22 protein-coding genes and 1 tRNA gene are annotated in these 22,542 nt (G+C 60.4%); 12 read left to right on the top strand and 11 right to left on the bottom strand.

What is annotated here, in order from left to right:
• Positions 1-152 precede the first annotated feature (152 nt).
• Positions 153-449: a hypothetical protein gene (locus tag EK23_RS15470; protein WP_145998691.1), complete on the bottom strand. Its 297-nt coding sequence runs from the start codon at positions 447-449 to the stop codon at positions 153-155.
• Between the two features lie 385 nt (positions 450-834).
• On the opposite strand from EK23_RS15470, the gene EK23_RS21945 reads away from it, so the two are divergent.
• Positions 835-2,037 (top strand): ComEA family DNA-binding protein, encoded by a 1,203-nt coding sequence (locus EK23_RS21945; protein WP_082054236.1) that lies wholly within the window; start codon positions 835-837, stop codon positions 2,035-2,037.
• A 52-nt stretch (positions 2,038-2,089) separates the two neighbouring features.
• On the opposite strand, the gene EK23_RS15460 is transcribed toward EK23_RS21945, so the two are convergent.
• From EK23_RS15460 to EK23_RS15435, 6 genes are all read right to left on the bottom strand, one after another.
• Entirely contained in the window at positions 2,090-3,358 is a 1,269-nt protein-coding gene (locus EK23_RS15460; protein ID WP_045226272.1) for an RNA polymerase sigma factor, read from the bottom strand.
• 20 nt (positions 3,359-3,378) lie between these two features.
• Positions 3,379-3,855, bottom strand: a complete 477-nt coding sequence (locus tag EK23_RS15455; RefSeq protein ID WP_045226271.1) for a VOC family protein — start codon at positions 3,853-3,855, stop codon at positions 3,379-3,381.
• The gene (locus EK23_RS15450) at positions 3,852-4,259 is read right to left on the bottom strand and encodes a YciI family protein (RefSeq protein WP_045226270.1); all 408 of its coding nucleotides are present in this window, start codon (positions 4,257-4,259) and stop codon (positions 3,852-3,854) included. The genes EK23_RS15455 and EK23_RS15450 overlap by 4 nt, the downstream gene beginning before the upstream one ends.
• A gap of 12 nt (positions 4,260-4,271) precedes the next feature.
• Positions 4,272-4,799, bottom strand: a complete 528-nt coding sequence (locus tag EK23_RS15445) for an SRPBCC family protein (RefSeq protein WP_045226269.1) — start codon at positions 4,797-4,799, stop codon at positions 4,272-4,274.
• Between the two features lie 109 nt (positions 4,800-4,908).
• Positions 4,909-5,349 (bottom strand): YciI family protein, encoded by a 441-nt coding sequence (locus EK23_RS15440; RefSeq protein ID WP_045226268.1) that lies wholly within the window; start codon positions 5,347-5,349, stop codon positions 4,909-4,911.
• 110 nt (positions 5,350-5,459) lie between these two features.
• A complete protein-coding gene (locus EK23_RS15435) occupies positions 5,460-5,816 on the bottom strand; it encodes a YciI family protein (RefSeq protein WP_045226267.1) in 357 nt (118 codons plus the stop codon).
• Positions 5,817-5,993: 177 nt separating this feature from the next.
• Here EK23_RS15435 and EK23_RS15430 point away from each other — a divergent pair, with 177 nt between their 5' ends.
• Entirely contained in the window at positions 5,994-7,409 is a 1,416-nt protein-coding gene (locus EK23_RS15430; RefSeq protein ID WP_082054235.1) for a mechanosensitive ion channel domain-containing protein, read from the top strand.
• A 231-nt stretch (positions 7,410-7,640) separates the two neighbouring features.
• On the opposite strand, the gene EK23_RS23700 is transcribed toward EK23_RS15430, so the two are convergent.
• The 4 genes from EK23_RS23700 to EK23_RS15410 all read right to left on the bottom strand — a co-directional run bounded on the left by EK23_RS23700 (position 7,641) and on the right by EK23_RS15410 (position 10,665).
• Positions 7,641-7,955 (bottom strand): hypothetical protein, encoded by a 315-nt coding sequence (locus tag EK23_RS23700; RefSeq protein ID WP_158002526.1) that lies wholly within the window; start codon positions 7,953-7,955, stop codon positions 7,641-7,643.
• Positions 7,956-8,209: 254 nt separating this feature from the next.
• Positions 8,210-8,285 (bottom strand) — tRNA-Lys (locus tag EK23_RS15420).
• 330 nt (positions 8,286-8,615) lie between these two features.
• Complete coding sequence (locus EK23_RS15415; RefSeq protein ID WP_045226265.1) at positions 8,616-9,275, bottom strand: thiopurine S-methyltransferase; 660 nt, start codon at positions 9,273-9,275, stop codon at positions 8,616-8,618.
• A gap of 439 nt (positions 9,276-9,714) precedes the next feature.
• On the bottom strand, positions 9,715-10,665 hold the full coding sequence (locus EK23_RS15410) for a LysR family transcriptional regulator (RefSeq protein WP_045226264.1): 951 nt from the start codon (positions 10,663-10,665) through the stop codon (positions 9,715-9,717).
• A 100-nt stretch (positions 10,666-10,765) separates the two neighbouring features.
• On the opposite strand from EK23_RS15410, the gene EK23_RS15405 reads away from it, so the two are divergent.
• From EK23_RS15405 to EK23_RS15360, 10 genes are all read left to right on the top strand, one after another.
• A complete protein-coding gene (locus EK23_RS15405) occupies positions 10,766-11,368 on the top strand; it encodes an FMN-dependent NADH-azoreductase (protein ID WP_045226263.1) in 603 nt (200 codons plus the stop codon).
• A gap of 46 nt (positions 11,369-11,414) precedes the next feature.
• Entirely contained in the window at positions 11,415-11,975 is a 561-nt protein-coding gene (locus EK23_RS15400; RefSeq protein WP_045226262.1) for a YceI family protein, read from the top strand.
• Between the two features lie 29 nt (positions 11,976-12,004).
• On the top strand, positions 12,005-12,901 hold the full coding sequence (locus EK23_RS15395; RefSeq protein WP_045226261.1) for a pirin family protein: 897 nt from the start codon (positions 12,005-12,007) through the stop codon (positions 12,899-12,901).
• 67 nt (positions 12,902-12,968) lie between these two features.
• Entirely contained in the window at positions 12,969-13,346 is a 378-nt protein-coding gene (locus EK23_RS21940; RefSeq protein ID WP_158002525.1) for a dioxygenase family protein, read from the top strand.
• A 50-nt stretch (positions 13,347-13,396) separates the two neighbouring features.
• A complete protein-coding gene (locus EK23_RS15385) occupies positions 13,397-13,915 on the top strand; it encodes a tetratricopeptide repeat protein (protein ID WP_158002524.1) in 519 nt (172 codons plus the stop codon).
• On the top strand, positions 13,912-15,855 hold the full coding sequence (yoaA, locus tag EK23_RS15380) for a DNA repair helicase YoaA (RefSeq protein ID WP_327037061.1): 1,944 nt from the start codon (positions 13,912-13,914) through the stop codon (positions 15,853-15,855). The genes EK23_RS15385 and yoaA overlap by 4 nt, the downstream gene beginning before the upstream one ends.
• A complete protein-coding gene (gene tsaB, locus EK23_RS15375; RefSeq protein WP_045226260.1) occupies positions 15,852-16,541 on the top strand; it encodes a tRNA (adenosine(37)-N6)-threonylcarbamoyltransferase complex dimerization subunit type 1 TsaB in 690 nt (229 codons plus the stop codon). The genes yoaA and tsaB overlap by 4 nt, the downstream gene beginning before the upstream one ends.
• Positions 16,542-16,670: 129 nt before the next feature.
• A complete protein-coding gene (locus EK23_RS15370; protein WP_235282108.1) occupies positions 16,671-16,853 on the top strand; it encodes a hypothetical protein in 183 nt (60 codons plus the stop codon).
• A 492-nt stretch (positions 16,854-17,345) separates the two neighbouring features.
• A complete protein-coding gene (locus EK23_RS21935; RefSeq protein WP_052808234.1) occupies positions 17,346-21,542 on the top strand; it encodes a bifunctional diguanylate cyclase/phosphodiesterase in 4,197 nt (1,398 codons plus the stop codon).
• Between the two features lie 87 nt (positions 21,543-21,629).
• Positions 21,630-22,499: an aldo/keto reductase gene (locus EK23_RS15360; protein WP_045226258.1), complete on the top strand. Its 870-nt coding sequence runs from the start codon at positions 21,630-21,632 to the stop codon at positions 22,497-22,499.
• Positions 22,500-22,542 lie beyond the last annotated feature (43 nt).

Below are 22,542 nucleotides of genomic sequence, written 5' to 3'. Positions count from 1 at the left end.
CGGAGAGCCGGGGATTGATTGCCCGTTTCCCCCGTTTGAAATCAAAGCTCGCTTGAGGGTCGTCCTTCCCTGGACGAAGCGTGTTCAAGAACGAGTTCTAAATCCGGCGCTGAGTTGCGGCTGGGAAGCGCCCGATTCGATGGAGCGTGCGCCTAAAGACCAGCCATATCGGCTGCGGCATTCAAGGTCGCCTTCGGCTCGTTCTTCTGAGTCGGCGTCACCTGCGCCAGACTGCCCCTGGCGGAAAGATTGCGGGTTTGCTGCACGGTTCCCGGCACCTTCGCGATGCTTCCGCGGGCGGAAAGGTTCTTGATGGCAGGACTTTGAGCATCCAAAGCAACGCTGTTCGCGCCGGATTTCCCTTGGGCCTGGGCGGCACTCAACGGCGCCAGCAGTGCGCAAGCAGTGATAATCGAGACAAGAACGGTACGACCATTACAAGTTGCCATGAACCTTCTCCTTCCAGTGTGTGTTCGATTCGACCTTATGTCCCGAAGGCAACTCGTAATTCAATTCATCAGAATCGCATCGGGGTTGGGTATAGTCTCCATGGTCGGTAACCGATCTTCCGTATCCTATTCACCATCAAAGTTGTGAAGTATTCACAAATTGCCCGATGGCAGCTCCCTGGCTCCGAATGTCTGCCATATCCTCCGTATGGTTACCAGAAAGCCGATCGAGGCTCTGAAACCGAGTCAGCAGATGCTTACATAATTGCACTATTAGGTTGCATGGCGCACTATTAGGGGGCGTCTCAGATTCTAATTGAGTGTGGGTTTGAATTGCTCCGTTATTCCCCTACAATGGCGCCTCCTCAATAACTGAGTCATTTCAATGCATGCAATCCAAAATCTGGTTACCTATCCCCAATCGATAGAGTTGGGGTTTAATGGCACGAGCGGTTATACAATTACAAATAATCGTCTTATCTTGAATACTGGGGAAATTTTCAGTAATCGCCCATCGGGAAATCTCAGCGGGACCCTGTCCCTCGAGCTTTGGGCCTTGAATGAACCCTATCGGGGCTTGGATTTTTGCGGAATCCCCTTGGCGGGAATAGCCATCGGCGAATTGCGGGGCCAGCACGTCATTGGCCCAAGCACGTGGGACCTGGCATTCCAGGAACCACCCGCAGGTTCCTGGCAGCTCACCTTGATGCTGCGGGAATGGAACGGAAGCGCTTTTGAGACCCGCGACTTTGTGAATTTCGCGCTCCCCTACAGAACCGATTCTCGCCCTGGGCAAGCGGTATACGGCAATCAGGCGGTGACCCATGTCAGCTTCGTGGAGCAGACGAAGTCCGCCAACTTTGACGCCCAAACGGGACATTGGATCAGCAACGAGTCCCTCATTCAGTCCCATGGCACCAGACCTGTGCCGGGTGACTTGCTTCTGCAAGGCAACTGTGGCTATGACCTGCAGAACAACCGAATTTCCATGAATGTTGGCGAAATTGTCAGCCGACGTCAGTCGGGCAATATCAGTGGAACCTTGTCATTGGAATTGTGGGCCCTTCATCAGCCCTATCAAGGTGGCTACTTTGAGGGCTTTGCCTTGGCTGGGGTTAGCATCGGGCAGGTTCACGGTCAGCAGTTCGTGCAGGATCTTAACGTTCAGGCAGATTTTCACGAAGCTCCCGAGGGTACCTGGTATCTAAGCCTGATGCTGCGTGAGTGGGACGGTAGTGCTTACATTACGCAGGATGCCATCAACTTTGCTGCCCCTTATGTCGTGAAGCAGAAGGGCATTGCGGTGCGCGGCGATCAGGACAATGTCATCACAGTCAATTTCGGGGACGGCAAAAGGTCACCGGCCCAAGTCAGCGAGCCCAGCCCGGTGGAAAGCGCCAGCACGGTCACTGGTGCGTCCATCAATCAAGTGACACTGGATGAATTGGCATCCTTGAAAGGCGTGCCCAGAAAGACAGCAGAAAGCATCATCGCCGCAAGGCCGTTTTCGACGTTTGAAGATGTCTCGAAGGTCAAAGGCGTCGGGCCCAAATTCTTGAAATTGCTGCGTGAGCTGTTTTCGCTCTGAGCGGGGAAATCCGGAGAAAGGGCTTCGATGCAGCCTTTTCTCCGTCACACGCTTACCGCTCACCGCCGGGATGCCTTGCCAACTCCTGCAACCGACTGAGCAGAAACCGTCGCTCCGGTTCCTGCCTGGCGAGTTCGAGGGCACGCTCGTAGGCCTCACGCGCGGCGGCAATTCTGCCCAGTCGCCGGCATAGGTCGGCCCTGGCGGCGTGAGCGAGGTGATAGTTTGCCAATTCGCCCTGTGCCAGGAGGTCGTCGACATGAGTAAGGCCGATTGCGGGGCCGTCGCGCATTGCCAACGCCACCGCCCTGTTCAACGCGATGATCGGCGAAGGGTCGATTCGCATCAGTACGTCATATAAACCTACGATTTGGGGCCAATCGGTATCGCCGCTGCTTGGCGCTTCCGCGTGCACGGCGGCGATGGCGGCTTGAAGCGTGTAAGGCCCGAAGCGGGGTGAGTTCAGTGCTTGTTCCAGCAAAGCGATGCCTTCGGCAATTTTGGCGGAGTCCCATAGGAGGCGATCCTGCCGTTCCAAAAGGATCAGTTCACCGTTAGGCGCAGTCCGGGCCTGACGACGGGATTCATGCAGCAGCATCAGCGCCAGCAAACCCAAGACTTCCGCTTCCGGCATGAGTTGGACGATCAAGCGGCCGAGCCGAATCGCTTCATCGGAAAGATCGCCTCGGGTCAAGGAGTTTCCAAATGAGGCGGAATAGCCTTCGTTATAGACCAGATACACCACGCGCAGAACCGCATCCAGCCGCTCGGGCAGTTCCTCCCGAGCCGGGACCTGATAGGGAATGCGCGCGTCGCGGATTTTGGCCTTGGCGCGCACGATGCGCTGGGCCATGGTTGGCACTGCCGCGAGGTAGGCGCGGGCGATCTCTTCGGTGGTAAGTCCGCACACTTCACGCAAGGTGAGGGCGATGCGAGCGTCGGGCGCCAGGGCAGGGTGGCAGCAAGTAAAGATCAGACGCAGTCGGTCGTCTTCCACATCGTTATCCATCCACGCAGTCTCCTGCTCGCTGCGTGGATCGATAGTGTCGGCTGCATCATCCAATGGCTCAAATCGGGCCCGGCGTCGCAGGGCATCGATGGCTTTGAACCGACCCGTCGAGACCAGCCAGGCCCGAGGCTGGCAGGGGATCCCCTGACTGGGCCATTGCTCCAATGCTGCGCGGAAGGCGTCATGCAGGGCTTCCTCGGCCAGGTCGAAATAGCCCAGCAACCGGACCAGGGTAGCGAAGACGCGGCGAGATTCTGTCCGGTAGATGGCGGCTACCACCTCCGCGATATCCTGCTTCCCTTTTTGTTCCATGGAAAGCTCGCTATGGCTGGCTAGGGCCGCTCGCAGGCATATTGCAATGCGGCGATGTCCAGTTTGGTCATGCCCAACATGGCTCGCATGACGCGTTGTGATTTGGCCGAGTCCGGGTCGTTCAACAGATGGCCTAGCACCGATGGCACGATCTGCCAGGACACACCGAAGCGGTCGGTCAGCCAACCGCATTGGACAGGCTTGCCGCCGGCGGAGAGCTTTTCCCAGAGTTCGTCCACCTCGTCCTGTGTGGCGCAATTGACAACAAAGGAAATGGCGGGGCTGAACGCGTAATGGGGGCCGCCGTTGAGGGCGACGAACTCCTGGTCTTCGAGTTCGAAGGTGCAGGTCATGACCGAACCTTCAGGTCCTGGACCGGCAGCCCCGTAGCGTGTGATGGAGCCTACGCGCGAGTTCTTGAATACCGAGACATAGAAGTGCATGGCTTCCTCGGCCTGGGTGTCGAACCAGAGAAAGGGCGTGATTCTTTGCGTCATGAGGTGGAACTCCGGTGGCTTGATCCCTGAATTCCGCCATAGCGGCTCTCCAGCCGGAGTGTTTCCTCGATGGGGCGTACCTCAATGCTGCCGATACGCGCCGAGGGCCATTTCAATGCCATCTGGATCGCGTCGTTCATATCGGTTGCCTCGATCAAAAAGAAGCCGCCCAAAGTCTCTTTGGTTTCTGCGAACGGGCCGTCCGTTATCATGGCTTTGCCATTCCGGACCCGCGCCGTCGCCGCGGTTCGGACGCTTTGAAGGGCGTTTGCCGCAATCAGGCGGCCATTGCCGCGGAGTGTTTCCACGTAATCCAGCGTTTCACGGCGCAAGGCATCCCATTCTTCGGGATTCAGAGCATCGAGGGTGGCTTCCGATTCGTACGCCAGGCATAAATATTTCATCTCATCGCTCCCTCATGGCATTTCGGCGACGGATTTGAGTTGCGCCAGTCCCGCCTCGAAGTCCTTTCCGCACATCTTGTCCATGCTGAAGAAGGTGGTCATCACTTTTGAAAGGTAAGGCATGGGACCGAACATGGCCCAGACGACGCGAGTCTCTCCGGCTTGTTCGTCGAAGCTGAATTCTGACGTGTTGCGAGCTTTCATGGGTTTGAAGAAGTCCAGTTGGATCGCGATCTTGGTCGGTCGCGAGCTCTCTATGATTTCCATGCGGCCCATGCCGACCTGCTTATTACCTTCCCAGGCATAGCTGGCACCTATGCCGCTGGCGACATGGCTGAATGTTCGCTTCATGGCCGGATCCTTTTTTTCCCAGGGCGACCAATGGCTCCAGGCGTGGAGGTCGTTGACCAGATCGTAGATCCGATCGGCCGGCGCCTTTATCCGGGTGCTGCGTTCGATGCGGAAGCTGTCGGGCTTGGTGGCCGCATAGATGAGCAAGGTGGCGAGGGCTATTGCGAGGATGGACATAAATTCGATCATGGGTTTGCTCCCTTATCAGTTTCGATTGGCTTACGGTTTTCAGGCTTCGTCACGCCGAAGCGGAAACCGGTATGCAATAAGATTCCTCCTGCAGTTTTGAGTTGGGTATTCAGTTTCCCCGGGACCTGGCCCGGTCTTCCGCCGCGACGCGCAGCCGCGCTTCTTGTTCCCGAAGTTCTGGCGTAAGTTCGGAGCCGAAATCCTCCATCTCGAACAGTGGACGAATTTCGATTTCCGCATCACCCAGCAAGGGCTTGGGACAGCGTCGGACCCAAGCGATGGCTTCCTCAAGCGACCGACACTCCCAGAGCCAGAAGCCGCACACCAATTGGCGGGTTTCGCGAAAGGGCCCGGGAACCACGGTTTGCCCGTCGCCGGTAAACAACACGCGAGCGCCCCGGCTGCTGGGTGTAAGCCCGTCGCCTCCGAGCATGATGCCGGCTTTTGCCAGTTCCTCGTTGAAACGGCCCATCTCCGTCAGCATGGCCTCGCTTGGCATCACCCCGGCTTCGGTGTTTTCATCGGCCTTGATCAGAATCATGAATCGCATGGCAGTAACCTCGCATTTGCGTGTTGTCATGGTGTGCGGCTCGGCGCCGCGCGACAAGTAGTCGATTTACCGCCAGCCAAATCGACAGCTGGGACGCATTGCGTTCGACCTTATCCTTCGCTCGGGGCGTTCAATCGGCGTACCGGCCTTATTTCAACGCAGCCCACACGGGCTGGGGGAATCCCGGCGGCAATTCGGATGGCTTCGTCCAGATCGAGGGCTTCGATCAGATAGAATCCGGCCAACTGTTCCTTGGTTTCGGCAAAGGGGCCATCGTTGATGGACAACTTGCCACTCCTGAGCCTCACCGTCGTTGCCGTTTGTACCGACTCCAGGGCCTCACCGCCGATCAAGTGCCCGCTCTCACGCAAGGATTGCGCATAGGCAAGACATTCAATGTCTTGAGGGCTTTCCGGCAGGGTGTGCAATTTTTCCTCTTCGCTGTAGACGAGACACAGATATTTCATCGGGTTCTCCACACTGTGTTCGGGTTGCCATCTGCTCATTAGTCGAATGGAGTTGGGCCAATTCGACACCGGATTCGATCTGCCTGAGGATGCGCTACAGGAAAGTTCGGTGGACGCTTGGCGGATGAGCCGTGAATGGCTTGACGCCTCACGACCTGCAGCGGATCATGCGGCCAAATGGAAGTAAATACCATAGAAAATTCAGCCCTTTGGCACGTCCTGGTGGCCGGGGTGAGGCACCCGATCTTTACGCTCGGATCTCAGGCTGTGAGCCTGGCGTGGCTTTTCGAAGTGATCCTGCTGTTTGCGGTGGTCGTTTTGGCCGCGAAATCCTCAAAGCGGGTCATGCAGCGCCGCATCCTGACCCGCTTCGGAATGAGCGAGGGCAATCGCGAAGTTCTTTCGAGCCTCATGGGCTTCGCCATCGGCTTGCTGGGAGGCGGACTTCTGCTGCAGGCTCTCGGGCTCAATCTGGACAGCCTGGCCCTGGTTCTGGGCGGGCTGGGCGTCGGGGTTGGTTTCGGTCTGCAGGATCTGACCAAGAATCTGATCAGCGGAATCATGTTGCTTGGCGAACGCAAGCTCAAGGTGGGCGACTTGGTCGAATTCAACGGCAAGATCGGCTTCATTCAGGAAATCGCGATTCGATCCACGGTGATCCGCACCTTGCGCGGCTCGGAGCTCATTGTGCCCAATTCCGAATTGACGAACGCCTTGATGGAGAACTGGAGCTACACCAATCGCCAGGGGAGGATCGATCTTCCCGTTCAGGTGCGGGCTGACGTCAATCCGGTTTGGGTGACCGAAGTGCTTCTGGATATTGCGTACCGCGAAAGGCATGTGCTCGCGGAGCCTGCGCCCAAGGTGTTGCTGGATCGCTTTGGCGCCGATTTGCTGGAGTTCCAATTGCAAGTTTGGGTCGATGGCATCGACCAGGCCGCCGCTATCAAGAGCTCACTCAACTTCAGCATCGAGTACGGCTTTCGCCAGAGCGGTATATCGCTGCAAGGGCAGACGGCTGGTTTATCCAGAGCAGGGAATACCGGGGCTGACACTCGGTTCCCGGATTCTGCCGGTGGCGAGCGTGGCCTGCTCCATCGTCTCAAGGAATTGCCCTATTGTCAGTCGTTTGATGAGCTGCAGTTGCGCCAGTTCATCGAACTGGGCTATCGCAAAACGCTGGCGCAGGGCGAAATCTTGGTGAGGCAGGGCTCGATGGAACACGCGTTTTGCCTTGTGCTGGCGGGATCGGTCGATGCCATCTTCGAAAACGCACGCATCAGCCGCCGCCTTTTCACGTTTGGGGTGGGCGATTACTTCGGCGAGCTCCCCTTATTGCTGAATATCCCTTACCCGACAACGATGCGGGCGGTTGGTGAAACCGTGCTGTTCGTCATCGGACGTCAGGGATTCAACAAACTACTGCAGACCTATCCGGGGTTGGAGCGCGAAATAGCGGAGGAAGTTATGAAGCGGCAGGAACGTATCCAGGTCTGTCAGCAGGGACTAAGGGAACAGGGTTTGCTGGAATCGGACGAGCCGGAAAACCCCGTCGCCTGGCTTCGCAGGCGCCTCATGCGCTTGTTTGCCTGAATCGAACTGCCCACGCTCCCGAGCGGTTTCGGAGGCGCTGCGCGCCGAAGGATTTTGGGAAATGACCAGCTAGACCTGACGAGATGCTGATCGCCTCAAGCAATCTGGTTGGCCAGATAGACCGCGGCTACGTCGCCGATGATTCTTAGTCGAGCGGCCCTGGAATGGGGTTGACTGGATCAGGCTCCCCGGGGGCGGATGCTACCTGTACCCAAGCGGCGTATTCGGTTCCTAACTCATGGTGGGGCGGAACGGCTCCTTGCCGAGTTTCCACTGCATCTGGCGGATATGGCTCGGTTCAGTCTGGAGCCAGGACTTCGGTGGGCGAATGTGATGTACCTTGAATGGACACAGGTTGATGTGATGAGGCGTTGTGTATGGATTCATCCAGATCAAGCGAAAGCCCGTAAAGCCATCGCTGTGAAGGGTGTATTCGTCATCCGTAGTCAGTTTGGCAAGTGTCAGATGCACGTTCTCAGATATAAGCGAAAGCCGTTTACGGTGGAACACCATGGCTTGGCGGCAAGCATTGAAGCGGGTGGGCATTCAGGACTTCCGCTGATACGATTTGAGGCATACCTGGCCTTCATGGCACGGACAGGCCGGAACGCCTCCTAACGTATTGCAGGAGCTTGGCTGATGGGAATTCGACGAAATGGTTAGGCGCTACGCGCATATGAGCGGCGAACACCTCTCGGGATACGCCAGGAGCATGACGGAAGGCCTTAGGTCCGTGGCTACGAATCGGCTACGGTCAGAAGGCTTAGGAGAGTAGAATGGAGATTAAGTGTTTGAAATCATGGTGGGTCGTGTGCGACTCGAACGCACGACCATCGCATTAAAAGTGCGGTGCTCTACCGACTGAGCTAACGACCCCAGACCCGTAATCATAATTAAACTCCTGGGTTACCGCAAGCCAAAAGCGCTAACTCACTGCTTCCGGAATGCTATTTCTTAGCCGGTCATTTGCCCCAATGCATTGCTTACCACTCTGATTCCGGTAGGGAAACGCGGAAAAAAATCCAAACGGGACTTCTCCATGCCCGTCAACGCAAACTGACGGGCTTCCGTTGCCGCTGCGGGCTTGCTTCGCGCAAGCCGGCAGTGCCTCCGTCATGCTCTGATCCGCTGCTCAGCCCCTCGTGGTCCTGCCCACAGGGATCCACGGCCTGGAATGCCCGTGGCTGAACACGTCTCCGTTTCGCGTCATTTGGGGTGTATCGCATAGGCACTTTCATTCAGCATGGCAAGCCCTCTCGCCGCGAGGCCCGGATGCTCGGGCAGGACGTCGCGGGTGGCGATCCGCGTGACTTCATGGGTCCTTTCGAACAACTCCCTGACCCTCGCTTCCGGCGTGGAAAACGGCGGACCTTCCATGGTGGCAGGGTCGTATTCCAGGGTGATCAGCAGAATCGGAGCATGTTCGGGCGCGATCTTGCGCAAGTGGTCGACATAGCGCTGCTGCAAGTCTGAAGGCAGGGCAATCAGGGCCGCACGGTCGTACACGGCGTCCACTTCGGGCAAATGATCCGGCTGTACCTGGAAGAAGTCACCACACAGCAATTGAAGGCCATGACTGTGATAACTCAGTAGTCCAGCCATCTGGTCGATCTCGAAGGCAATCGCCTGCTCCTGAAAGAAATCGGTAACCGCGATAGAACTGAGTTCGACACCCACCACACCGACGCCTTGATCGCGCAGCCAGAGCATGTCCAGTGTCTTGCCGCACAGGGGCACGAATACCTGACGCGGCGGAGTTGCTCGGGTAAGGTTTGGCCAATGTTCCACCAGCAGGGCGTTGTATCGGGGCTGGTGAAAGCCGATTTCGTGAAGTTTCCAGCATTCAAGCCAGAATTGAGGATCCATGAGAATTCTGTGCGACTTTAATCATTGAATTTGCCAAATCAACTGACGGCCATATAGCGGCCTGCAGTCCGCGGCAATTGGTCCATTGTATGGCCGATGAAACCGGCGCGCCGCAGTGAAGTGTTAAATGAATGGTCGGGTAATTGGCTACAGCGCAAGCTGTGTCATTACGGTAAAAAGTGTCTAAAGACAGGGTAAGCGCCTGAGAAACTCAAGGATGGGCGCCACCAGGCGATAACGTAAACAGATGGTCCGTGCGGAACCGAACCTGTAAATCCGCACCTGAGCCGACCGGCGGGGAGAGCCCCGCCGAGCCGGTCCGCAAACCAGTTTCCTCCTCTGACGATGACACTATCGTCGCTGAAACGCTCGGCAATCGCATGCAGCCTTGATTGCCGGGCGTTTTTTTCCGTCCGTTACTGAGGCGCACGGCACGTGCTCATCCGGCTTCGCGAGATGCGGCTTGGGGTTCCGTTGCGTCTGTCCTGGATGGGCCGCCGCAGCGCCTCTCCGTCTCGTCACGGATGATCTGAGCCAGGGTTAAAGTGCCGGGACCCGCGCTGTCGCGGTCGGCAAAGATCAGGTAGAGGCTGGCCCAGCGCTCGGCGCCTTCACGCAAGGGGAGGGGCCGCAATGTGCCCGCTTCGATCTCCTCGCGAATGCTGTCCTCCGCATACCAGGCAAAGCCCAGACCCATGCAGGCCGCGCGGATGGATGTGGCTTTGTGGCTCACGGTCAAGCGTTGCTCGTTGAGCCAGCCGGGTGTGCGCGTGCGTTCCCGGCCGGTGTCGCGGACCACCAGGTGACGGTGCTGGCGCAGGTCGTCGAGGGTCAGGGGGCGACCCAGACGATGCAGCGGATGCCCGGGATGGGCCGCCGCGATGAAGCGCATCTGCATCAGCGCGTCACCGACGAAGCCGGGTGGCACCGAGGTGCCGATGGCAAGGTCCACCTGGCCTTCCAGCAGGGCTTCGTCGGTGCCGCCTAGCACGGATTCGATCAGTTCGATGCGAATATCGGAATGCTCCTCGGCAAAGCGGGCGAAACAGTCCAGCAGCAGCCAGGTGGGGAACACGTTTTCCACCGCCAGGCGCAGCTCCGGCTCCCAGCCGGCGGAGAGGCTGGCGGCAGTGCGCTCCAGGCGCAGCGCCTCATCCAGCAGGATCTTGCCCCGTCGGTATAGGACCTGGCCTTCCTCCGTGAGGACCGCGCGCCGGCCCTGTATCCGGAAGACCTGGATACCCAGTAGTCTTTCCAGTTTCTGGACCGCGTAGGTCAGCGTCGACTGGCTTTTGTGCAAGGTCTCGGCAGCCTGGGCGTATCCGCCGGCATCCACGACGGCGATGAGACTGCGCCATTGGTCCAGGGTGATCTTGGGCAGGGTCTGCATAAAGATCGAAGAATTAGATTTAATAAGACGAAAGTTTCTGCTTTTTTATCGAACCAATCAATAGTCAAATGTTGCCACCGACACACCCCGGAGGTTCATCATGCAAACCCTGCTACAAATCAACACCAGCCTGTTTTCGGAACAAGGCCATTCCTCGCTCCTGGCGCAAAGTTTCGTCGATGCCTGGCGCCGTACGCATCCCCAAGGCCAGGTCATTCTGCGCGATCTGGCCCGCAAACCGGTGCCCCATCTGACGGCGGAGCGATTCCAGGCCCTGTTGACGCCGGCGGAATCGCGCAGCGCGGAACAGCAGTCCATCGCCGCGTTTTCCGATGCGCTGATCGAGGAGTTGGAGCGCGCTGACCACATCGTGCTCGGGCTGCCCATGTACAACTTCGGCGTGTCTTCGATCCTGAAGGCTTATTTCGATCATGTGGCGCGGGCCGGCATCACGTTCCGGTATACGGAAAACGGCCCGGTCGGGCTGCTGCGAAATAAGCCGGTCCACGTGCTGGCGACTCGTGGCGGCGCCTACCGAGGAACCGACAAGGATACCCAGACTGCCTATGTGCGGGACTTCCTGGGATTCATCGGCCTTCGCGATATCCATTTCATCTATGCCGAGGGCTTGAATCGGAGTCCGGACACCCAGCAGGCCGCTCTGGCCGCGGCGGAGGCGGAGATCGCCAGGATCGCCGCGTGAGCGCATCGCTGTTACACAGATTGACCAACCCAACCCGGAGTACATCATGAAAGTCGTCGCTGGCTTCGCCTTTTTGCTGCTCGCCGCCGGTTCCGCCTGGGGCGACACCTATACCATTGATCCCAATCATACCCTTCCGGTATTCGAGGTCGGGCATCTGGGTTTCTCGACCCAACGCGGCCGCTTTGAGCAGACGGCCGGGACCATTCACTTGGACTGGGAAAAAAGGACCGGTTCCGTCACCTGGACCATCCAGGCGGATTCCATCGACATGGGGCAGGCCAAATGGAACGAGCACTTGAAGTCGCCAGATTTCTTCAACGTCGCGTCCTTCCCGACCATCACCTACCGCGCCGAGCGTCTGCAATTCCAAGGCGACACCCCGGTGTCCGCCGAGGGCGAGCTGACCTTGCTCGGCGTGGCTCGGCCGGTGAAAGTCTCGATCCTCCGTTTCACCTGTGGCACGCACCCGATCAATCACAAGGAGTTGTGCGCGGCTGATATCGAGGCAACGCTGAAACGCTCCGAATTCGGCATGTCCAAGTACCTACCCGGCGTCAGCGACGCGGTGCGGGTGCTGGTCCCGGTGGAAGCCTATAAAGACTGAAAAGGGTCCTTGGACCTTGGGAGAGTGCCATGAATACACGTACCCTTGCTCGGATCATCCCTTCCGTTGCCGCCTCTGATGGCGCCGGCGTCAAGCTGCGCCGCAGTCTCGGCAATGCCCAGACACTGCGGCATGATCCCTTCCTGATGCTGGACGAGTTCTACTCGGATGACCCGCAGGACTATCTGCGGGGTTTTCCGGCCCATCCGCACCGCGGCTTCGAGACTGTCACCTACATGCTCGACGGACATATGCGGCACGAAGACCACCTGGGCCACCGGGGCGACCTGGGACCTGGCGACGTGCAATGGATGACGGCCGGACGGGGCATCGTGCATTCGGAAATGCCCCAGCAGACGGAAGGCCGTATGCGTGGCTTTCAACTCTGGATCAACCTGCCGGCGAAGGAGAAGATGAGGCCGCCGGCCTACCGCGATATCGCCGCCCGTGAGGTGCCCGTAGTGACTCTCGAGTGCGGCGGCAAGGTGCGCGTTATCGCAGGGACACTGATGCAAGAAGGGCGAATAGCGGAAGGCCCGATTTCGGGCGGCAGCACCAATCCCCTGTACCTCGACGTCGTCCTGCCCGCAGGCGGGCAGTTCATGGCGCCGGTGGAGCCGGAGCACAATGCCTTCATCTATCTGTATGAAGGCGAGGCATGGGTTGGTGACGACCGGCGGGAACTACCAATGCGCGCGGCGGGGCTGCTCTCGGCAGGTGAGCAGGTGCGGGTGGATACCTCGCAGGTGGGGGCGCGTTTTCTTCTGCTGGCGGGTAAGCCCTTGGGCGAGCCCGTGGTTCAGTATGGGCCGTTTGTGATGAACACACGGCAAGAAATCGAGCAGGCCCTCGCGGATTACCGGGATGGGACCCTGACGGCTCCAGCCGGCAGCGGGCCGGAGCAGCGGAGAAGCCGCAATGGCTGAGGCGTAGGGGCAAGCTCGGAAGAGCGTCCCAAGGATGCCGGTCATCTTCATGGGACATGGAAGTCCCATGAACGCGATCGAAGACAATCGGTTCAGCCATGCCTGGACCGCTTTGGGCGCTTCGCTTCCGCGTCCCGAGGCCATCCTCTGCGCTTTCGCGCACTGGGAGACCTGCGGAACGCCAGTGAAGGCGACACCGGCGACAGCTTGCGACTTCCGTGGCTTTCCGAAAGAACTCTACCAATTTCGTTATCCGGCCCCCGGTACGACCGACCTGGCTGAACGAATCGCCCGGCTCGAGCCGGCTGTTTCACATCGCGGACGCGGTTTCGCGCTCAAGGCCAATCTTGCTATGCTATGGCCCCGGCGCGTCACGCGCGATGCCTGCATGGCGCGCCTCGGGGTGAGGGCTTGCAGCAATGCAGGCCTTTTGATTTTTTGGTAGCGCTGGCCAGAAACCCGTCCACCAGTTCTACCCCGTGTCTTGACCATGTCATGAATCGTTTGTTGCAGGCTTTTTGCCTCATGCTCCTCGTCTCCGGGTGCGCTTCGGTTTCAGGTCCCGAGGTCGCGCCTCGGGCACCGAAGGCGCCATCGGACGTCGCGCCCGCGCAGCCCGAATCCGTGCTGGAGGCGCCGGTGGAGCAACCGCGCAGAGTCGAGCGTCTGCGCCGCCCAACCGAGCCGTCGGTGCCCGCTACGCCTGCTGTGGCGGCCCTGGTCCGGGATGCGGAGCTTAGCCGCAGCCGCGGCGATCTGGACAAGGCCGCTTCGTCTCTGGAGCGCGCTATCCGCATTCAGCCGCGCAATCCGGAATTGTGGACGCGCATGGCCGGGCTGCGGCTGGAGCAGAACCAGCCGACTGTCGCCGAAAACCTGGCGAAGAAGTCCAACGTGCTGGCCAAGGGCAACCGCAGCCTGATCCAGAGAAACTGGGCCTTGATCGCACAGGCTCGGCGCAACGCGGGCGACAGTTCCGGCGCCGCGGAAGCGGAAGCCAGGGCAGGGCGGTGACGTCCATCAGCCTGGAGGCGGTTTTTGGGCCCGAGGGCCTGCTGGCTAGAACGGTTCCGGGCTATGTGCCTCGGCAAGGTCAGTTGGACATGGCCAAGGCGGTACAAACTGCCATTGGATCGGGCCGTACCCTCATCGCCGAAGCGGGCACCGGCACGGGCAAGACCTACGCCTATCTAGTTCCGGCCATTCTGTCGGGCCGCCGCAGCGTCATTTCCACCGGCACCAAGAACCTGCAAGACCAGTTGTTCCGCAAAGACCTTCCGGTGGTGCGCGACGCCTTGGGCGTGCCATTTCGCGCCGCGTTGCTCAAGGGTCGCAACAACTATCTCTGCCTGTATCGCATGGAAAACGCCCTGGCCTACCGGAAGGGGCATGCGCGGGACGAGACGGCGATGCTGGAAATGCTGTCGCACTGGTCCCGCACCACCCGTTCCGGGGATACCTCGGAGATGACCGGGGTGGCGGAAGCCTCGCCCTTGTGGATACAGGTCACCTCCACCGCCGACAACTGCCTGGGGCAGGAATGTCCCAAGCTGGCGGACTGCTTCCTGGTGAAAGCCCGGCGCACGGCCCAGGAAGCCGAGGTGCTGGTGGTCAATCACCATCTGGTATGGGCCGACTGGGCCTTGAAGACCGATGGTTTCGGCGAATTGTTACCGAAAGCCGAGGTAGTCGTTATCGACGAGGCGCACCAGTTTGCCGAGACGGCGGCAAACTTTCTGAGCCTGACGATCACATCGCGGCAGATCAACGAACTCGCCGACGACGTGGTGACCGAGCAGGTCAAGGACGCGCCGGACCAGCCTGAGCTTTCCAAAAGCGCCGAAGACCTGGAAAACCGGGCCGCCGAGCTGCGCCTTTCGCTCGGTGCGGAGATGAGGCGGGACGCCTGGGCAGCGGTCAGCCACGACGAGCGGGTGCGCGAGAGCTTGCAAGCGCTGCAGCGGCAGCTTGAAGACCTAGGCCTGGAATTGCGGCAGGCGGCGGTGCGGGGCAAGGGCCTGGAGGCCTGCTGGAAGCGTTGCGAGGAACTGCAGGGTCGGCTGGCAGCATTTCTCGAAGAGCGCGAAAGCGATGCGGTGCGCTGGTTCGAGACCCAAAAGCGCGGATTCTCCCTGAGCCGAACGCCGCTGGAGGTCGGGGATGAATTTTCCCGTTTTCACCAGGCGTCGGAGGCGGCCTGGATCTTCACTTCGGCCACCTTGAGCGTGTCCAGGCGATTCGAGCATTTTACCCAGGCCTTAGGTCTGCGCGATGCCGACGCCCGCGCCTGGGACAGTCCCTTTGATTATCCGCGTCAGTCGCTGCTGTATGTGCCCATGGATCTGCCCGACCCGTCTGCGCCGGATTACACCGCTAGCGTGGTGCAGGCCGCCGTTCCGGTGCTGCAGGCCAGTCGGGGCAGGGCATTCTTTTTGTTTACCAGCTACCAGGCTATGCAGACCGCCGCGAACGTGTTGAGGGATCAACTGCCCTATCCGCTGTTCCTGCAAGGCACCTTGCCCAAGGCAGCCCTGGTGGATGCCTTCCGGGCGGCGGGAGACGGCGTATTGCTCGGCACCGCCAGCTTCTGGGAGGGGGTGGATGTGCGCGGACCGGCCCTGTCCTGCGTCATCATCGACAAACTACCTTTCGCCGCGCCCAGCGACCCGGTTTTGAACGCCCGCCTGGAGGCCCTGAAAGCCCGCGGCCAGAGCCCTTTTGCCGGGTATCAGTTGCCTGCGGCGGTGATCGCGCTCAAACAAGGGGTGGGGCGTCTGATCCGTTCCAGCGATGACCGTGGCGTGCTCATGTTGTGCGATCCCAGGATCGTCAGCCGGCCTTACGGCAAGGTTTTTCTCAACAGCCTGCCGCCTATGCGGCGGACCCGCCTACTGGGTCGGGTACAGGCTTTTTTCGCCGAGGAGGCGGCGGGAATCCCGCCGAACGACCCATGAAGATTCTGGCCGTTGAAACCGCTACGGAAGCCTGCTCCGCCGCCTTGTACGTGGATGGTGCAGTGCTGGAGCGCTATGAACTCGCTCCGCAGCAGCATAATCACCTGATCATTCCCATGCTTGATTCCATTCTGGCGGAGGCCGGCCTGGGCCTTGCTCAGCTTGATGCGCTGGCCTTCGGACGGGGGCCGGGCTCGTTTACCGGTGTGCGCATCGCCACCGGCGTGATCCAGGGGCTGGCCTTTGCCAAGGATTTGCCCGTGGCGCCGGTGTCGACCCTCGCGGCCTTGGCACTGCAGGCCTTCGACGAGGCCGAAGACGGCCATGCCTTCACCTGCATGGATGCGCGCATGGGGGAGGTGTATTGGGGCGTCTACGCGCGGACGCCCGAAGGGGTGGAGTCGATGCTGATGGAATCGGTGGGGCCCGCCGATTCCGTCGCCGTCCCGGCAGAACTGGCGGGAATCGGCATCGGCTCGGGTTGGGGGCCGTATGGGGACACCCTCAGACAACGGGTGGGCGGCGCCCAGTTGCGTGGGGTGATTGAGGGCCGATTCCCGCGCGCCGGCCACGTCGCGCGCTTGGGCAGCAGTATCGTTCTCGGGGGGGCGTGCGTTGCCGCTGAATTTGCGCAACCGGTTTACCTGCGCGACGACGTGGCGAAAAAGCCGGCTCCGCGGGTTTGAGTAAGCTGTACGAAAATGGAGAATGCCAGAAAGTTGAGTTGGATCAAATAACCATACTTCGGTTAAGGTAATGTTTGCCTGCGCGTCAAGCTTGACCGCCTCAAACAACCAAAAATGCGAGGAGATACTATGGAGCAGCAAAAAGATTACTTCTGGGTCTACATCGGCGGCGTGGTACTGATTGCCGGTTCAGTACTCTTTATGGTGAAGAGTTCCGAGCATGAAAAATATGCAACGGCCTCCAAGGCCATCGCGGAAGACTCTTCCAATTCCGCTTATCGCGATACCGCCCACTATGGGATCGGGAAGTAGCAGGATCTCCGTCGTGTGAATGGGAAGTCCACCCATGGCTAGGACGCGCGGCGCAGCCAGAGGAGGCAGGCGGCCAGGCTAAAACCTGGGGGCGATGGGTTGAGATACCACTCGCAATCGATTCGCAGGAACCGATTGCGAATCGGCAAAACTCCGGCGCGCAAGGTGCCGGACAAGCGAGCCAGATATCCAGGAAGGTATCTGGCTCGTTTTATACCCGCTAAAGAAAGTTGCCTTATCTTTTTATCAGGTCTGAAGGAGAAGCCAAAGGCCCATTTTCCATCACATCCTGCTCATAAGGCTTGCCGCGTGCACATCAAGTCTTCGCCGCCTGGCCTGCGTTCTCGGCCTCAGTAGAATCACCACGTTCCCCAAGCAGCCGTTACAAGGCGCCCGATCTTCTGCACAATGCACTAGTATTTCGCGAGTCAGCGCATTTCGGTCCGGCAGCACGCTGGGTGCGCAAGGGAGCCATACCATGTCCGAGCCGTTATGAGCCGACGCTTTTCGCCCAGTGCGGTGGCCGTTGCCTACGCGGCTTTTGGTGTGCTCTGGATTGCGGTGTCCGACCGCCTGCTGAGCCTGATCGTCGACAGTCCGGCCTTGCTGGTCCGCATCAGCACGGTCAAGGGCTTTGGGTTCGTCCTGTTCACAGCGGGCTTGTTGTATTTCCTGCTGAAGGCCAAATTGGCCCCTCCCGATTCGCCTTCGCCCACAGGGACGTTTTCCTATCAGCGGGGCCAGCGCTATTTCATCCTTACCTTCCTTGGTCTGGCCCTGGGTGCCCCCCTGCTCGGCTATGGCATCTACAGGGTGCACAGTCCGCAGGTAGAACGGGAGGCCCTGTCCAATCTCACCGCCATTGCCCGCCTCAAGGTGGAGGAAATTGAAGGCTGGCTGGCGGAGCGGGATGGCGACGGCTTCGCACTGGCAACCAGTCGCGGGTTTGCCGATCTGGTCCAGGCCGGTGCCATGCATCCGGATGACCCGGGATCGGTCAACCGGCTTTTAGAACGCCTGGAAAATCTACGCACAGCGTATGCGTACGACCAGATATCGGTGTTCAGCCCCGAAGGGCGGACACTGGCGGTCGCGGGCGAGCGCGGCGTCATGCCTGCCGCGATCAAAGAATTCATGCAAAGGGCGCAGGCTTCGCGCACCGTTACACGCACCGAGATTGACCGGGATGAAGACGGCACGCTGCATCTGGACTGGATCGTGCCCATCGTGTTTCGCGATGCCCCCGGCATGCCCCTGGCCGGCACTGTGGTACTTCATGTGGAGCCGGAGCGGTATCTGTTCCCCCTGATCCAGACCTGGCCCACGGTGAGTGGGAGCGGCGAGTCGCTCCTGGTGCGAAGGGATGGAAACTTTGTTCTGTTTATCAACAAATTGCGCCATCGCGACGACCCGCCTTTGAGTCTGCGTTTGCCGCTTGATCTTCAACTGCCAGCGGCGCGCGCGATAGCGACCGACGGCAGCGGTGTGATGCGCGGCATCGACTACCGGGGCAATGCCGTGTTGGCGGCATTCCGGCCGGTGCAGGGCACCAACTGGCGCCTGTTGGCCAAAGTGGATCGGGACGAGGTGCTGGCGCCGGTGCTGGAACTGGTGGTATGGGTCAGCCTCTTCGCTTTTTTCACGGTGGCCTTCACCAGCATGGCCCTGCTGATGCTCTGGCAGCAGCGCCAGAGGTCGCATCAATGGGAAATGGCCGCCCATGCGGCGGGTGCCGTGGCCGAAAGCGAAGCCAAGCTGCGGGCCATCGTCGACAACGCGCCCCTGACCATCTTCATGAAGGACCCCGAGGGCAGGTATCTGCTGATCAACCGGAATTACCAGGAGGCGTTCCATATTGCCGAGCAGCAACTCCTGGGAAAGCTCGACCGCGACCTGTTCCCAGAAACTTTTGCCGATGCGTTCGCACGCAACGACCGAAAGGTGCTGGAGTCACAACAGCCGCTGCAGTTCGAGGAAAGACTGCCTCACGATGACGGCGTCCATACCTATCTGTCCATCAAGTTTCCCGTCCGCCGGTTGTCCGGCGAGATCTACGCGGTATGTGGCATCGCCGCCGATATCAGCGAGCGCAAGCAGGCGGAAACCAAGATCGAGCGCTTGTCGCGCGTCTACGCCGCACTCAGCGAGTGCAATCAGGCCATCGTGCGTTGCCTGGACGAGGCCGAGTTGTTTGCGCAGGTCTGCCGGAGCGCGGTGCAGCATGTGGGGGTGGAACTGGCCTGGGTAGGCCTGCTGGAGGCTGGCAGTTCCAGGGTCGTGCCCGTCGCCTGGTATGGCGAGGGCGAGGAATACCTGCGTGACCTTGAGATCACTGCCGACGAAGGGAGCGCCTTGGGGCGGGGCCCCGGCGGCATCGCCATCCGCACTGGGCAGGCCTGTTGGTTCGATAATTTTCTCAAGGACGCCAGGACCTTGCCCTGGCACGAGCGGGCCGGGCGGCACAGCTGGAACGCCGTGGCCGCCTTACCGGTCCGGCAAGGCGGCGAGGTGGTTGGCATCTTTTCGCTGTATGCCCGAGAAATGGATACGTTCGACCCCGACGTGCGCGGCCTGTTCGAGGAGATGGCCACGGATATCAGTTTTGCGCTGGACAACTTCAAGTCAGAGAGAGAACGCCAACGGGTAGAGGATGAACTGCGCAAGAGCCAAAACCTGTTTCACACCCTGGCCCTTTCGGCGCCGGTGGGCATCTTCCGGGCGGATCGGGCGGGTCGTTGCATCTTCGTCAATCAGACCTGGCGCGATCTGACCGGCCTTGCCAGCGGGACCGTGTGCGGCGAGACCTGGCTCGAGCTTGTGGCCGAGGAGGATTTGCCGCAGGTGTCCAGGGCATGGGGTGAGTGCCTGCAGAATGGGCGGTCGTTTCGCCAGGATTTCCGCCTGCGCGCTTCCACGCGGGACTTGATCTGGGTGGCCGGCCGCGCCGAGGCGGAGCGCGACGCGGCTGGCCAGATCACCGGTATTCTGGGCACCGTCACCGACATCACCGAGCTGAAACTGCAGCAGGAGCGCCTCAGGCAGGCGCTGGTGGTGTTCGAGAATTCCCGGGAAGGCATCCTGGTTACGGACGCCGAGGAGCGCATCGTCCTGATGAACCGGGCTTTCACTGAAATGACGGGGTACACGATGGAGGAATCCATGGGGTTAACCCCCAGGTTCCTGAAGTCCGGCCGACACGACCGCAGCTTTTACGACCGGCTGTGGCAGGACTTGTTGCAGACCGGGCATTGGCAGGGGGAAATCTGGAACCGGCGCAAGAGCGGCGAGGTATTTCCAGAACTGGTCAGCATCAGCACGGTGAAGGATGAAAGCGGCGCAGTGAAGCAATTCGTGGGGATTTTCTCTGACATATCCCAGATCAAGGACGCGGTGGATAAACTGGACTTCCTGGCCCACCACGACCCCCTTACCGGCCTGCCCAACCGTCTGGTATTGACCAGCCGGCTGCAGCACAGCCTCAGTGCCGCCAAGCGCGAACGCAAGCGGCTGGCGCTTTTGATGCTGGATCTGGACCGCTTCAAGGATGTCAACGACAGCTTCGGCCATGTGGCCGGCGACGAACTGCTGCGTCAGGTGGCGGAGCGGCTGGCCAAGCGCCTGCGCGGTGCCGACACGGTGACCCGCCTGGGTGGGGACGAGTTCACCGTGTTGCTGGAAGATCTCGCCCAGCCCCAGGATGCCGCCCACGTGGCCTGGGATATCATCGGCGCCATGAACGAACCCTGGCGGCTGTCCAATGGCTTGGAAGTGCGGGTCGGCACCAGTGTCGGCATCGCCTTGTACCCAGAACATGGGAGCACCTCGGAAGACCTGCTGCAACACGCGGACGCGGCGCTTTACCGTGCCAAGGACGAGGGACGCGGGAACTTCAAGTATTTCTCGGACGAGCTGACCCAGGCCGCGCGGCGCCGAATCAGCCTGGAATCCATGCTGCGTCGGGCGATCCGGCAGCAGAATCTGTCGGTCCACTATCAGCCGCAATATGACATCGCCAGCGGCGCCATCGTCGGCGCGGAGGCCTTGTTGCGCTGGACCGACCCGGAAGAAGGCCGCATTCCGCCGAGCAGTTTCATTTCCGTGGCCGAACAGACGGGCTTGATCGGCGAGATCGGGGAGTGGGTGCTGCGCGAGACCTGCCGCCAGGGGCGTGCCTGGCTCGATTCCGGACTACCGCCCCTGAACCTGGCGGTAAACCTGTCCATGCATCAGTTTCGCTACGGTGACATCCGCCATACCGTCGCCGCTGTCCTTGCGGAGACCCGATTTCCCGCCGCGTATCTGGAACTGGAGCTGACCGAAAGCGCCCTCATGGACCGCGAGAGCGACGTAGTGGAACTGCTGCAGGGACTGCGCGCCTTGAACGTCCGCCTGGCCATCGACGACTTCGGTACTGGTTACTCCTCGCTGGCCTATCTGAAGCGCTTTCCCCTTAACGTGCTCAAGATCGACAAGAGTTTCATCGAGGACATACCCGTGCACACGGGCGACATGGAGATAGCCGCGGCCATCATTGCCCTTGGGCACATCCTACGGCTGCGGGTAGTGGCGGAAGGTGTCGAGACGCTTGACCAGCTCGCGTTCCTGCGGGAGAAGGGCTGCGATCTGTTCCAGGGCTATCTGCGCAGCCCCCCGATACCCGCCGAGGAGTTCGAGAAGCTGTTTGCCTGAACCGGCAGACGCACGCGGCAGGGGTTCGCATCCCGGGCCTGAATATGCTTTCATGGGCTATTGTCCACGACTACGCCAAGGCAGAGCATGATCCTGCGTGAAATCGGCAGTACCGGTATTCAGGTTTCCGGCATCGGCCTTGGCGCCATGCCGCTTTCCATCGCCGGGCGCCCTGAGCCGGATCAGGCGTTCGCGGTCATCCAGGCCTATCTGGACGGGGGCGGCAGTTTCATCGACACAGCCAATGTCTACTGCTTGGACGACGGCGACCTGGGCCACAACGAACGGCTTATCGCGCAGGCTCTGCAGCGGCTGGGGCGGAGCCAGGATGTGGTGGTGGCCTCCAAGGGCGGATTGCGCCGGCCCAAGGGCGATTGGGTGGTAGACGCCAGTCCGGGATGGCTGCGCACCTCCTGCGAGCAAAGCCTCAAGGCCCTCGGCCGGCAGTGCATCGAGTTGTATCAGTTGCATGCGGTGGATACGCGGGTCGGCCTGCTGGCCAGCCTGGAAACCCTGGTCGAACTGCGCAAGGAAGGCAAGATCCGCCACATCGGCCTGTCGAACGTCACGCTGGCGCAGCTGCGTCAGGCGCTCGCACTGACCCCCATCGCCAGCGTGCAGAACCGTTGCAATCCCTTCGAGCGGGACGATCTGGACAACGGATTGCTGGATTTCTGCGCCGAGCACGCCATCAGCTATATTCCTCACAGCCCGGTGGGCGGCCATCACGGCCACGTGCGCCTGCAGCGCTGCGAGCCGCTGAAGCGGCTGGCGGCAAAATACCAGGCCAGCCCCTACCAATTGGTGCTGGCCTGGTTCCTGGCCATGGGCGGACATGTGCTGCCCATACCCGGCGCCAGCCGGGTGGCGAGCATTCGCGACAGCCTGGCTGCCACCGAACTAGCCCTGGAGCCCGGTGACATAGAACTGATCGACCGGCTGCCCGCGGCGGCGTGAGCTGCGACCCAGGCAGGCCATTCAACACGGAGTCAAGGACCCC

This window comes from Methyloterricola oryzae (assembly GCF_000934725.1).
Classification (GTDB): domain Bacteria; phylum Pseudomonadota; class Gammaproteobacteria; order Methylococcales; family Methylococcaceae; genus Methyloterricola; species Methyloterricola oryzae.
Note: the sequence above shows the minus strand (reverse complement) of the source record. Positions and strands in the feature narration are given on the sequence as shown.

Coding starts and splice junctions, on each gene's coding strand:
- EK23_RS15460 (WP_045226272.1), bottom strand. CDS start 3,358: ATGGAACAAAAAGGGAAGCAGGATATCGCGGAGGTGGTAGCCGCCATC.
- EK23_RS15410 (WP_045226264.1), bottom strand. CDS start 10,665: ATGCAGACCCTGCCCAAGATCACCCTGGACCAATGGCGCAGTCTCATC.
- EK23_RS21935 (WP_052808234.1), top strand. CDS start 17,346: ATGAGCCGACGCTTTTCGCCCAGTGCGGTGGCCGTTGCCTACGCGGCT.
- EK23_RS15395 (WP_045226261.1), top strand. CDS start 12,005: ATGAATACACGTACCCTTGCTCGGATCATCCCTTCCGTTGCCGCCTCT.
- EK23_RS15405 (WP_045226263.1), top strand. CDS start 10,766: ATGCAAACCCTGCTACAAATCAACACCAGCCTGTTTTCGGAACAAGGC.
- EK23_RS15415 (WP_045226265.1), bottom strand. CDS start 9,275: ATGGATCCTCAATTCTGGCTTGAATGCTGGAAACTTCACGAAATCGGC.
- EK23_RS15450 (WP_045226270.1), bottom strand. CDS start 4,259: ATGAAATATTTATGCCTGGCGTACGAATCGGAAGCCACCCTCGATGCT.
- EK23_RS15385 (WP_158002524.1), top strand. CDS start 13,397: ATGAATCGTTTGTTGCAGGCTTTTTGCCTCATGCTCCTCGTCTCCGGG.
- EK23_RS15430 (WP_082054235.1), top strand. CDS start 5,994: ATGGAAGTAAATACCATAGAAAATTCAGCCCTTTGGCACGTCCTGGTG.
- EK23_RS15445 (WP_045226269.1), bottom strand. CDS start 4,799: ATGATCGAATTTATGTCCATCCTCGCAATAGCCCTCGCCACCTTGCTC.
- EK23_RS15360 (WP_045226258.1), top strand. CDS start 21,630: ATGATCCTGCGTGAAATCGGCAGTACCGGTATTCAGGTTTCCGGCATC.
- EK23_RS15370 (WP_235282108.1), top strand. CDS start 16,671: ATGGAGCAGCAAAAAGATTACTTCTGGGTCTACATCGGCGGCGTGGTA.
- EK23_RS21945 (WP_082054236.1), top strand. CDS start 835: ATGCATGCAATCCAAAATCTGGTTACCTATCCCCAATCGATAGAGTTG.
- EK23_RS23700 (WP_158002526.1), bottom strand. CDS start 7,955: ATGCCCACCCGCTTCAATGCTTGCCGCCAAGCCATGGTGTTCCACCGT.
- EK23_RS15435 (WP_045226267.1), bottom strand. CDS start 5,816: ATGAAATATCTGTGTCTCGTCTACAGCGAAGAGGAAAAATTGCACACC.
- EK23_RS21940 (WP_158002525.1), top strand. CDS start 12,969: ATGAACGCGATCGAAGACAATCGGTTCAGCCATGCCTGGACCGCTTTG.
- EK23_RS15440 (WP_045226268.1), bottom strand. CDS start 5,349: ATGCGATTCATGATTCTGATCAAGGCCGATGAAAACACCGAAGCCGGG.
- EK23_RS15400 (WP_045226262.1), top strand. CDS start 11,415: ATGAAAGTCGTCGCTGGCTTCGCCTTTTTGCTGCTCGCCGCCGGTTCC.
- tsaB (WP_045226260.1), top strand. CDS start 15,852: ATGAAGATTCTGGCCGTTGAAACCGCTACGGAAGCCTGCTCCGCCGCC.
- EK23_RS15470 (WP_145998691.1), bottom strand. CDS start 449: ATGGCAACTTGTAATGGTCGTACCGTTCTTGTCTCGATTATCACTGCT.
- EK23_RS15455 (WP_045226271.1), bottom strand. CDS start 3,855: ATGACGCAAAGAATCACGCCCTTTCTCTGGTTCGACACCCAGGCCGAG.